The 11,904-nt window shown below is 47.7% G+C and carries 13 protein-coding genes; 1 reads left to right on the top strand and 12 read right to left on the bottom strand.

Going from position 1 to position 11,904, the window contains the following annotated elements; translation table 11 throughout:
* Window positions 1-99: 99 nt before the first annotated feature.
* The 12 genes from rhaD to AC3RCI_RS06230 all read right to left on the bottom strand — a co-directional run bounded on the left by rhaD (window position 100) and on the right by AC3RCI_RS06230 (window position 9,659).
* Window positions 100-945 (bottom strand): rhamnulose-1-phosphate aldolase, encoded by an 846-nt coding sequence (gene rhaD, locus AC3RCI_RS06285; protein WP_336781096.1) that lies wholly within the window; start codon window positions 943-945, stop codon window positions 100-102.
* 327 nt (window positions 946-1,272) lie between these two features.
* A complete protein-coding gene (locus AC3RCI_RS06280) occupies window positions 1,273-1,830 on the bottom strand; it encodes a GNAT family N-acetyltransferase (RefSeq protein ID WP_492528053.1) in 558 nt (185 codons plus the stop codon).
* A gap of 211 nt (window positions 1,831-2,041) precedes the next feature.
* Entirely contained in the window at window positions 2,042-2,329 is a 288-nt protein-coding gene (locus AC3RCI_RS06275) for a hypothetical protein (protein WP_095360666.1), read from the bottom strand.
* A gap of 178 nt (window positions 2,330-2,507) precedes the next feature.
* Entirely contained in the window at window positions 2,508-2,996 is a 489-nt protein-coding gene (locus AC3RCI_RS06270) for a DinB family protein (protein ID WP_154892608.1), read from the bottom strand.
* Window positions 2,997-3,013: 17 nt separating this feature from the next.
* Window positions 3,014-3,928 carry a DUF6597 domain-containing transcriptional factor gene (locus AC3RCI_RS06265; RefSeq protein ID WP_492528051.1) on the bottom strand — a complete coding sequence of 305 codons (915 nt, stop codon included), beginning with the start codon at window positions 3,926-3,928 and terminating at the stop codon, window positions 3,014-3,016.
* Window positions 3,929-4,310: 382 nt separating this feature from the next.
* Complete coding sequence (gene groL, locus AC3RCI_RS06260; RefSeq protein WP_336781101.1) at window positions 4,311-5,942, bottom strand: chaperonin GroEL; 1,632 nt, start codon at window positions 5,940-5,942, stop codon at window positions 4,311-4,313.
* 71 nt (window positions 5,943-6,013) lie between these two features.
* Window positions 6,014-6,295 (bottom strand): co-chaperone GroES, encoded by a 282-nt coding sequence (groES, locus tag AC3RCI_RS06255; RefSeq protein WP_090918205.1) that lies wholly within the window; start codon window positions 6,293-6,295, stop codon window positions 6,014-6,016.
* Between the two features lie 393 nt (window positions 6,296-6,688).
* The gene (gene tatC / locus AC3RCI_RS06250) at window positions 6,689-7,471 is read right to left on the bottom strand and encodes a twin-arginine translocase subunit TatC (RefSeq protein WP_110821396.1); all 783 of its coding nucleotides are present in this window, start codon (window positions 7,469-7,471) and stop codon (window positions 6,689-6,691) included.
* 77 nt (window positions 7,472-7,548) lie between these two features.
* The gene (tatA, locus tag AC3RCI_RS06245) at window positions 7,549-7,803 is read right to left on the bottom strand and encodes a twin-arginine translocase TatA/TatE family subunit (protein WP_127538158.1); all 255 of its coding nucleotides are present in this window, start codon (window positions 7,801-7,803) and stop codon (window positions 7,549-7,551) included.
* A 187-nt stretch (window positions 7,804-7,990) separates the two neighbouring features.
* Window positions 7,991-8,476, bottom strand: a complete 486-nt coding sequence (locus AC3RCI_RS06240) for a MogA/MoaB family molybdenum cofactor biosynthesis protein (RefSeq protein WP_095289023.1) — start codon at window positions 8,474-8,476, stop codon at window positions 7,991-7,993.
* Between the two features lie 37 nt (window positions 8,477-8,513).
* Window positions 8,514-9,020 carry a cyclic pyranopterin monophosphate synthase MoaC gene (gene moaC / locus AC3RCI_RS06235; RefSeq protein ID WP_492528049.1) on the bottom strand — a complete coding sequence of 169 codons (507 nt, stop codon included), beginning with the start codon at window positions 9,018-9,020 and terminating at the stop codon, window positions 8,514-8,516.
* Between the two features lie 15 nt (window positions 9,021-9,035).
* Window positions 9,036-9,659 carry a 5-formyltetrahydrofolate cyclo-ligase gene (locus AC3RCI_RS06230; RefSeq protein ID WP_492528047.1) on the bottom strand — a complete coding sequence of 208 codons (624 nt, stop codon included), beginning with the start codon at window positions 9,657-9,659 and terminating at the stop codon, window positions 9,036-9,038.
* Window positions 9,660-9,937: 278 nt separating this feature from the next.
* On the opposite strand from AC3RCI_RS06230, the gene AC3RCI_RS06225 reads away from it, so the two are divergent.
* A complete protein-coding gene (locus tag AC3RCI_RS06225; protein ID WP_492528045.1) occupies window positions 9,938-11,893 on the top strand; it encodes an ABC-F family ATP-binding cassette domain-containing protein in 1,956 nt (651 codons plus the stop codon).
* Window positions 11,894-11,904: the final 11 nt, after the last annotated feature.

The following is an 11,904-nucleotide window of genomic DNA, read 5'->3' as shown; positions in this document are numbered from 1 at the left end:
TGTTTTGAACTTTTTTGAACCAAAATGACGTTTGTTAGCCGAAAAATAAGAAATGGCCCTTGGTTCATAGAACCAAAGACCATTCATTTTACCAGCTTCTTAATTATCGAGAATACCTGCACGCGGGGTAACCCCGAACGCCTGAGCCAACGTGGTCAGCTGTTCGTCCGTAATTCGCTGCTGAATCTCATGGCCCGCAACCAACATGTAAACCTGAGCTGCTTTCTCAATCGTCTCAATGAGACCGAAGGCCTCATCGATGGTTGTTCCTGTCCCGAAGATCCCGTGCTGTGGCCAGATGACCGCATGAACTTCCTTCATTTTCTCCGCCGTCTCACGGCCGATTTCATTAGATCCAGGTACCATCCACGGGATGATGCCAACACCATCCGGGAAAACGACCACACATTCCGTACACATCTGCCATAGGGTTTTCGTAAATTTCACTTCATCCAGTTCATGGATAAACGTCATCGCCAGCACGTTAGTGGCATGGTTATGCATGACCACCCGGTGGTTCGGGTCCACCTTCAGACGCTCAATATGGCTCATAAAATGCGTAGGCAGCTCACTCGTTGGATTCGCCCCGTTCTTCAATCCCCAGAGGACCTCCAGTTCTTCTCCATCATTCGAGACACGCAGCAAGCCCAGATTGCTCTCCGGATCCGCAAGTACATTTTTGAAATATTTGCCCGATGCGGTTACGATCACATATTTGCCTGCCAGTTCATGTACTGAAAATGCAGGTTTAATCCGCCTTATAACCTGTTGGACATCAATGTATCTGGCCACTTCTTCTTCTTCCAGCAGATAACTGACATTCCCTCCGTTGCGCTCATCCCAACCATTTTTCCACATATGCTGCGTAATCTCTGCCATCTCACGGATAAAGGGAATATTCCATCCCGGTGCTTGTGTCGCTTCGTTTCTAAGGGTCACGTTCATGATCATTCTCTCCTTATTTGGAAAATGTCGATCGATACGATTCACGTACATAGTAAGTTCCTTTTTTCACATTCATTATACCTTTGTTTGTCTTTACCAGTCAATAAAAAAACCATATTTAATCTTTATTTATTTTTGTTTATATTTGATTTAGCCTATTATAAAACCACAACAAAAAAATACCCTGCCGGATTCCGGCAGGGCTAGTCACACATCTATCTAACACGAGAAGGGGTTTACAAGAAATATCTTACCCCCTCTACCTTAATAGAAGCTGAAAATCGCATAAAAAAACAATGAAAAACGAACAACGCGGTATAGGTACAACTACTCCATGTCTGATTCCGACAATAAGTAAGACGGATGCATCTTGCCTGTCGGCTCGTAGAATTCATCTTTCTTATAGGTAAATCCCAGCTTCTGCAGCAGCCGTTTGGATACACCATTCTCTGGATGATGTCCTGCGAAGAGTGCATGAACACCCAATCGTTCAAATGCATAGCGGATAACAGCCTTCCCCGCTTCGAGTGCATACCCTTTCCCCCAGTGATCTCTGGTCAGGTGGACACCGAATTCATAAATTTTCTCCTCTGGTGCATAAGGACGTAATCCGCAGCACCCTACGAACACACCTGTTTCCTTATTAAAAAGTGGCCAGTACTGCACCTCCATCTCCCGCTGCCGTTCCATTTCCTGCGCGAGTCTGGCTTCGATCTCATCCTCGCTCATAAAACCTTTGCTGCTAATCCACTTTGACACCTCGGGATCCCCCCAAAGTGCAGAAGCCAAGGGTCGGTCCTCCTCGCTCCAGGTGGAGAATTGAAGACGTTCCGTTTCCAGAAATGTTTCTCTGCTCTTCACGCCTGTTTTATTGGTTTGATCCATAATCCTACCCCTCCTGCTTCTAAGCATGCTTCTACGAATGACTCTATTATAAATTACTCGTATAGCTTCTCTCATAAACAGAAGGATGTAATATTAGAAATAACAGGCTGTGACTCTATTCATACATTCATCTAAATTATCTCATCATAAATAAGAAAAGCCCCTGTCGACATATTGTCCGACAAGGGCTTATCAAAGCATGCTGCGTTCATTAGAAATCAGATGTTGCGATTTGGATCGTACCGGTCGAAGCACCTGCAACCGTAGTTAACAAGGCAGCAACGAGCAGCAAATGAACCGACAACGTGAGGCTGTTACCTGCAGGAATCGTATACGTGATCACGGGTGCATTGACACGAGTTACAACCAGGTCTACCGGAGCAGGTCCAAAGTTGTTGACCGTGATGCTGGCATTAGTACCTCCAAACAGATTTTCGTAATACGATTTCCCTACGCCAGCAGCCAAGTTGTAAAACTGTTGTGGTAAAAGGATGGCCATTGAAATCACCTCCTTTTGCTTTGATACGGTATTCTATGTTTGGAATCTAGCATTGTAACGGTAAATTGACCGTGGAACTATGTCCATTTTGATAGAATTCATAGTTTATATAGGCCACTAACACAAAAAAGCCCCAAAGGAATCGACACAAGATGTGTCTGCCTTCAGGGCCTCATGATTATGCATATAACATGAAAAAGTTTAACTCATGTCCTTGTTGCTTAAGATAGTTGTACAACTGGGAACGATGATGGAACACATGGGTTACCGTCTCAATTTGCCATTTCACCTGTACATGCCCATGTTCCATATAAAAGGCAGTCGTAGACCGATTCAACAGATCTTCTTCACTCAGTGATACGATGTACGCTTTGTACGTTTCAAAATTGCGCCACAGGACCGCTTCCAGCTGTTCAATATCCTCAATACCAGATAAACTATTTTCTATTGTTCCAACTTCCGCTTCACTTTTCTCCTGCATGATGGCAAGGTCAGATGCCGTAATCTGGATCCAGTGGTGAACCAGCTCCACCAGTGAACGCATGTTTTCCTGAGGGCGATAAGCCCAGTCTTCCGGACGAATCAGGCGAATCAGGGAAGCTCCGGTCCGTACACCTGTCTCCAACTCATCCAACAAATGATCCCGAATTTGCATTGTTCCATTCATCGTTCATGTCTCCTTTATTATAATTCTCGCATTTCCAGTATAAACGAAGTCTCGTCTGATCTATTGTACTTTTCGGACAGCATCCGGCGATGCTCTTTGGCAGCGGTAAGCGGCGTTTCTCCATACAACTTGCGAAATTGCCGAATCAGATGTGCCTGGTCAAAAAATCCATGATTTTGAGCCAGTGCTGCCCAGTCCGTACGCTGCCCCTGATGGATTTCTCTCAGAACACAGTGAAATCGAACCACCTCGCTAAACCGTTTAGGGCTGATCCCCACCCATTCACCGAACTTGCGATGCAGCTGCCGCTCACTCACAACCTCTCGGCTGGCCAGCTCTTTCACACTCATCCGTCCACCGTTCACAAAGATTCGGTGCATGGCATTTTTCATCAAATCTTTCTCATATGTACTTCCATCCCCAGATAATAGGCACAAATACGTCTCCATGACCTGCACCCTCTCTTCAAAATGCTTGGTCCCAGCCATTCGCTCGCGAAGCTCGTCGATGTTAGCTGGCCAGCATTCCTCCAAGGGGATGCGCCTGTCCGTGAAGGACTCCAGCGGCAAACCGTGAAAGTGACGTGCCCCACCGGGAAAAAACCGAACACCAAAGGTGTAGTCCGCAGGCGGGTTGACCTCTACACTTACTGGAATGGCAAACGGCTCGGTATAATTGCCACAGTAGGCAAAAGAATGCTGCTGAAGAACAGCATCATATGTTATCAGAATATCCGTACAACCATCAGGTAATACTCTGCCGGGCACACTCTCTAAAGGATTGTAACCAGCATAACAAGTAGTCCCCGATTCCCAGAAGCAAGCGATATAGGCTGTCATCGGGTGAGACGGTGGTTGTTCTATGTAATAGGTGTGTACATCGGTCCCATTCATCTGGATTGGCCTGAACAACGGGTGCAGCCTGGCGTCCACCGAAAACTCCCCTCCCAAACGCAAGGATAACTAACTTTTTCAATCACACAACTATTTTCTCTATCATACCATCTCAAGAATAATTTAGGAAAAAAGGTGCCCTACCGGAGGACAATCCGATAGGGCCATTCACACATCTATTTAACACGAGAAGGGGCTTACAAGATTGATATTACCTTCACTACCTTAAGTGAATCTGAAATTGAGATGAAAGTTACATCAAATTTTAGATTGCCTGAAAGCAGTCTCCCATCCTTCTGTCCTCGAACGAAACAAAAAGACCCCAAAAGAGGTCACTTGTTCAAGTGTACATCTCTCGGGGCCTTCTTCTACTCATGGATATGAGTTGCTGGACGGTTCATAAAGGTTGTTAAACCTTTACTTACATCATGCCGCCCATTCCACCCATGCCGCCCATATCAGGAGCGCCAGCAGGGCCTGCAGGTTCTGGCTTGTCAGCGATAACCGCTTCAGTAGTCAAGAACATTGCTGCTACGGAAGCAGCATTTTGCAGAGCAGAACGAGTTACTTTCGCAGGGTCAACGATACCCGCTTCGATCATGTTAACCCACTCGCCAGTAGCTGCGTTGTAACCTACGCCTACTTGCTCTTTTTTCAAACGTTCCACGATGACGGAACCTTCTTCGCCAGCGTTAGCTGCGATTGTGCGGATTGGTGATTCCAGTGCTTTCAGCACGATGTTCACACCTGTTTGCTCGTCACCGGACAGAGCTACACCAGCAACCGCTTGATATACGTTCAGGAGCGCAGTACCACCACCGGATACGATACCTTCTTCAACCGCAGCGCGAGTTGCGTTCAGGGCATCTTCGATGCGCAGTTTGCGTTCTTTCAATTCTGTTTCAGTAGCCGCACCGACTTTGATTACTGCTACGCCGCCGGACAATTTAGCCAGACGCTCTTGCAGTTTCTCTTTATCGAACTCAGAAGTTGTTTCTTCCAGTTGTGTACGGATTTGACTAACACGTGCATCGATATCGGATTTGTTACCAGCACCGTCAACGATGATTGTGTTTTCTTTAGTTACACGGATTTGGCGAGCTGTACCCAGTTGTTCCACAACAGCGGATTTCAGGTCCAGACCCAGTTCTTCCGTGATCACTTGGCCACCAGTAAGGGCAGCGATATCTTGCAGCATTGCTTTACGACGGTCACCAAAGCCAGGAGCTTTAACCGCTACAGCGTTAAATGTACCACGCAGTTTGTTCACAACCAGCATCGCGAGTGCTTCGCCTTCGATATCTTCAGCGATCAATACGAGTGGTTTACCTTGTTGTACGATTTTCTCAAGCAATGGCAGGATGTCCTGTGTGCTGGAGATTTTTTTGTCTGTGATCAGGATGTACGGGTTGTCCAGAACAGCTTCCATTTTGTCCGTATCCGTGATCATGTATGGAGAGATGTAACCGCGGTCGAATTGCATACCTTCAACCACTTCCAGCTCCGTTGCGAATCCACGGGATTCTTCAACTGTGATTACGCCGTCTTTGCCCACTTTTTCCATAGCTTCAGCGATCAGTTCGCCTACTTCTTCGTCAGCTGCAGAGATTGCAGCAACTTGTGCGATGGATTGTTTGCCTTCTACCGGTTTGGAGATGGATTGAAGCTCAGCAACCGCAGCTTTAACCGCTTTGTCGATCCCTTTACGGATACCGATTGGGCTAGCGCCTGCAGTTACGTTTTTCAGACCTTCTGTGATCAATGCTTGAGCAAGTACAGTCGCTGTTGTAGTACCGTCACCAGCAACATCGTTTGTTTTGGTTGCTACTTCTTTAACCAGTTGTGCACCCATGTTCTCAAATGCATCTTCCAGTTCGATTTCTTTAGCGATGGTTACACCGTCATTCGTGATGAGCGGGCTTCCGAATTTTTTCTCCAAAACCACGTTGCGGCCTTTAGGACCGAGCGTTACTTTTACTGCGTTAGCCAATGCATCCACACCGCGAAGCATGGAGCGACGAGCGTCTTCACTAAATTTAATGTCTTTAGCCATGGTAAGAAAACCTCCCTAGTATATTGTAAAATGATCTTGCTATATGGTTCGGTTAACCGATTAAATTTGAATTAGTCGAGAATCGCGTGGATATCGCTCTCTTTCATAATCAAATATTCTTTACCTTCGAATTTGATTTCTGTTCCGGCATATTTGGAGAAGATTACGCGATCTCCTTCTTTCACTTCCAGAGCTACACGTACGCCGTCTTTCAGTGCACCCGCTCCAACGGCAATAATTTTGCCCTCTTGCGGTTTTTCTTTAGCAGAGTCCGGAAGTACGATCCCGAAAGAAGTTGTTTGCTCTTGCTCCAGTGGTTCTACCAATACGCGTTCACCTAAAGGTCTGATCATGAAAAATAGCCTCCTTTTGAAATTATATAACGTTGCATTGTAGGTTGTAGCCATATGTATTAGCACTCGACAGTGTTTAGTGCTAACAACCAACTTTATGATACTCAACTTGAAGCATGATTTCAAGTCCTTTTGAAGAATTCATGCGAGAATTTACGCTGCATTAACATCAGGACATCAAAACAGCGTGTTCAGCACCGCACCTCTTGTTGCGTAACCCTGTTACCGAGTCACCAATTAGCTGTAACGGAATCACTAAACAGCCCTTCACCATTGTATCCATTGCTGGACAAAATATGCCTGCCTGTCCCAGAACGCAGATCTCTCCGCAATTCATTATACCGGGCATAGTCTAATTGAAAGCTGCAAGAACAAGAGCACAGGAAGGTTCACTTAACCTGCGCTCTGCTCATTGTTGGCACGTACATATCTGGCCTCTGCCGCTTCATCGGCCGCAAGCTGTTTGCGGTATACGATGGCCGACAGAAACACACTGATCTCATATAACAGGAGTAACGGAATCATAACAAGCAGATCAGATATGAAATCCGGCGGCGTCACAACAACTGCGATGAAGATCAGGACAAAATAAGCCACCCGCCGCATCTTTCGCAGACGGATGGGATTCAATATCCGAAGCCCTGTCAGAAACATGATGAGCAGCGGAAGCTCGAATAATAGCGATACCGGCAGCACAATTCCAAACAGGAAACTGAAATACTGTTTCATTCCATAAGTCTCCACAAGCCCCATCTTCTCCGTAATCGTGGAAGTGAAAGCGAGTGCCATCGGAAATACAACATAGTACGCAAAGGCCAGTCCAACGAGAAATAACAGAAATACATAAGGCACATACTTCAGTGTCGCTTTCCGTTCACGAGGTCGCAAGCCTGGACTTACAAACTTCCAGATCTGAAACACAGTAAAGGGAAGCGTAATAATCAACGAAAACAGGCCGGCAATCTTCATATAGATCCCTATTCCATCCCAGAAGGAGAAGGCATGCAGCACAAACCCCTGAGCCGATTCCGCCTTCGTCAAATAGCGGTACACCGGATCTGCTACGAAGAATCCTGCCACCAGGCCCAGCACAAAAACGCTTAATACATAGATCAGCCGCTTGCGCAGCTCGCTCAAATGTTCCGTAATGGTCATTTCTTCATTCTGCTGCGTCATTCCTGCCCTCCATTATTGCCAGCTTAAAATACAAAACCCTTCCGGCAGGAAGGGATTTCTCATTCATTGCCGTCAGGTTACTCCGGCAGACGCTTGTCTACAGGCTTGGGAGCGGTCTCAGGCTCACTATCCACTGCCAGCGGCTTGGATTTCTCCTGCTCTTTGCGATTGGACGAATCATCCTCAGAGATGATTTCACGTGCGCCCTCTTTGAATTCACGGAAAGTACGTCCGACAGCACGTCCCAGTTCCGGGAGCTTGTTAGGTCCAAACAACAATAAAGCGATCACGGCCAGCAAAATAAACCCTGTTGGTCCAATGGAACTAAACATTGATATTCCTCCTCATCTCAAGCTTCGAAGATGCGTACACTTGGCCCTACACTCATAGATGGATCTGCTGTAATTTACAATTAAGCCCATCATACCACAGATGTAACCACTTACATAACCCGCAAAATCAACTAAGGAGTATAAAAGAAACGATTTTTAACTCTACATCTTTCCGGGTTGATTGCCGTTATTGCTTAAATTGCCCTGTAACCATCAGGAGCGCTTCGGGAAGCTGATCCATAATCGCAGCCAGATGCTCATGCACACCCTTCGGTGTACCCGGCAAATTGACAATCAACGTACGTCCACGAATCCCGCACACGCCCCGGAACAGCATGGCGGAACGATTTTTGCTCATAACGCTGTATCGCATCGCTTCTGCCATTCCCGGAACTTCACGTTCAATAACCCTACGCGTGGCTTCCGGTGTAATATCACGAATCGCCAGCTCCGTACCTCCGGTTGTTAGTACAAGGTCAGCATGAAAATAGTCTGTCATCTCAATCAAGGCCGCAATAATCTCATCGGGTTCATCCGGAACGATGCGGTATTCCACGATCTCCCCACCCAGTTCCTCTTCCACTAGCTCCCGGATTACTTGTGCACTCGTATCCTCACGTTCCCCGCGGGCCCCTTTGTCGCTGGCTGTCAGGATTGCTGTTCTCCACACCATAAAGATCACCCTTCTCCTCTATGAAAATAAATGTCCCTTATCGGTTGAAATCACCGTTTTTGCCACCACTTTTGGATTGCAGCATCGTTGGTCCGATAATCATGTCTTTTTGCAATGCTTTGCACATGTCATAGATCGTCAGTGCCGCTGCTGAAGCCGCCGTGAGCGCCTCCATCTCGACACCGGTTTTGCCTTCTGTTTTGACCGTGACCTGAATCGATAATTCGTCCAGGCCGTTGTCCTCAAAACGAATATCCACACCATTCAGTGCCAGTGGATGGCACATCGGAATCCAGTCTGACGTTTTCTTGGCGCCTTGGATTCCTGCGATTTGAGCCACGGCGAGCACATCGCCCTTCCCGATCCGTCCCTCCCGAATGGCTTCCAGTGTGGAGGGGTTCATCGTTACTTTGGATATGGCCACTGCCGTACGCACAGTTACTTCCTTGCCCGAAATATCCACCATACGGGCACGTCCCTGCTCGTTAAAATGTGTCAGCTTGCCTTCGCTCGAATCCGATCCATTCCTTGCATTGGAGTTCAATACCATCACAACCCTTTATTCGATATGTAGTATACCTTCGGTTGTCATCAACAGATCCATACGCAGATCAAACGGGTCCATCGGAATGTCATCCTGCAGTTGTCCCGGCAAGACGAGTGCAGCGAGAAGCGGCCTTTTTCCTGCTTTGAAGCATTCTTCTTCAAGCTGCTCGGCAAATCGGTCATAATAACCGCCACCATAACCAATTCGTCCGCCATGAAGATCATATCCAAGGCCGGGAACAATGACGAGATCAATATTGGGCCATTCCTCACGCTGAAGCACCCCGCAGGTGTCTTTGGGCTCCGGGATCCCCCATACGCCAGGCTCAATATCGTGCTCTCCGGCCACCCGCCTTAATTCCATACGGGCTGGATCCGCCAATACTTTCGGTGCGAACATCCTGTCGCCGTGCTTCCAACCATCCTCAAACAGAAAGGCCGTGGATGCTTCGCTTCTATAAGACAAGTAGCTGAAAATCGTCAACCTCTGCTTGTCCTGCCGAAGTCGCTGCAACTCCTGTTTAGCCACAAAACTAACTTCACTCATGGCGTGCTGCCGAATTGCCTCATCCATCAGATCACGACTCTTCATCAGTCTGGAACGAAGCTGGCTTTTGGATTCCGTCCGGTCCTGCATGTTCCTGAATAACCTCCTGTTGATGTGGAAGGTAGTAAAAAAGCGTCAATTCAAAACAATTATATGTTAAGACCAGTTGTCGTCTCGTTGAAAAAATTAAAATGAGTGATTTTCTGCAAAATCCTCATATATTCACATGTCTTCTTTCAGTTTATCATTAGTTGAGCAAAAAGACTACACGCCGGGGCGCTCGTTATCGGTGCATTTGATCTGTATTTCATGTAAACTGGAATGTAGTTGAATAATCAAGAACTGGACCTATGGAGGAACTTAATTATATGCTGCTGCAAGTATCCGGAATTATTAAACGTTATGGTGTCGATCCGATTCTGGACGGCGTGAACTTACAAATATTAGAACGTGAACGCATCGGACTCGTGGGCGTGAACGGTGCGGGGAAATCCACCCTGCTCAAAATCATTGCGGGCGAAATGTCCTATGATGGCGGACAGATTTTCAAATCCAAAGAGACAACCCTGGGTTATCTCGCCCAGAACAGTGGGCTGCAATCCGATCGCTCCATCTGGGAGGAGATGATGCATGTCTTCTCTCACCTGACCCAGGCTGAGGCTGAACTGCGGAAGATGGAACAGGATATTGCCGATCCAGCCCAGATGGAGGACGAGAAAAAGTATGCGGACCTGCTTGAACGCTACGCCCAGCGTTCGGACTGGTTCAAGGATCACGGCGGTTATGCGATGGAAACGCGTATTCGCAGCGTCCTGCACGGAATGGGCTTTGGCGAGTTTTCACCAGATACTCCGATTGCTACCTTAAGCGGTGGACAAAAGACACGTCTTGCACTTGCCCGCATCCTGCTTCAGGCACCCGACCTGCTCATGCTGGACGAGCCTACCAACTATCTGGACATTCCGACCCTGACGTGGCTGGAAGATTATCTAAGAGGTTATTCAGGGGCACTGCTCGTTGTATCCCATGACCGGTATTTCCTTGATCGGCTGGTGACCACCATTGTGGAGATCGAACGGCACCGCTCCAAAAAGTACACAGGGAATTACAGCCGTTATATGGAGCTTAAGGCAGCCGAGTATGAGAGTCAGATGAAACAGTACGAGAAACAGCAGGATGAGATCGCCAAGATGGAGGACTTTGTACAGAAAAATATTGTACGTGCATCCACGACAAAGCGTGCTCAGAGCCGCCGTAAAGCGCTGGACAAGATGGAACGATTGGACAAGCCGATGGGTGACTTGAAGAAAGCTCATTTTTCTTTTGAGACAGCCGTCATGTCAGGTAAGGAAGTGCTTCGTGTGGACGATCTTTCCGTCGCTTACGATGAAGCTTCGCCATTATTTCGCAATGTCTCATTCGATCTTAGACGCGGGGAAACGGTAGCGCTGATCGGACCGAACGGGATCGGGAAATCCACGATGCTGAAATGCCTCACCGGAAGCCTGCGCCCGGTAAGCGGCCAGATCCAGTGGGGAACCAAGGTGCAGATCGGCTATTATGATCAGGAGCAAACGGGGCTAAACCCCAACAATACGGTTCTGGAGGAGCTGTGGAGCGCATATCCCGGCATGGAGGAAGCAAGAATTCGCACCGTGCTTGGCAACTTCTTGTTCAGCGGAGATGATGTACTCAAAAAGATCTCCTCGCTGAGTGGCGGTGAGAAGGCTCGTGTCTCCCTCTCCAAGCTCATGCTCAAGGAAGCCAACATGCTGATTCTCGATGAGCCTACCAACCATCTCGACCTTTTCGCCAAAGAAGTGCTGGAAGCAGCGCTCATGGAATATGAGGGGACACTGCTGTTCATCTCTCATGACCGATATTTCCTCAACAAAATGGCTGAACGTATCGTGGAGCTGCATCCTGGAGGAACCGAGCATTACCTCGGAAACTATGATGACTATATTGAGAAGAAGCAGGAGCTTGAGGACATCGCACGCGAAGCAGAAGAAGCAGCTCTCTCTTCCTCTAAGCGGTCTGTGAAACCAGATCAGGAACCAACCGAGAAATCTGGAGCCGCTTCATTCGAAGCTGACAAGCAGGCCAAGCGTGAGGAGCGTAACCGGCAGCGGAAACAGGAAGCAATCGAACAGCAGATTGCCCAGCTGGAAACGGAAATTACGGAGCTTGAATCCCAGATGGCCCTTCCAGAGGTATATCAGGATTACATGAAGCTGCAGGAACTTCAGGGAGACGCGGAAGCACGGAAGCACCAGCTGGCCAAAGCGTATGAAGATTGGGAAATCCTCGCGCTTGAGTCTTGATTTCACACCTC

The sequence above is a fragment of the Paenibacillus sp. MT124 genome (assembly GCF_058792755.1).
This window is presented reverse-complemented; position numbering and strand designations above follow the sequence as displayed.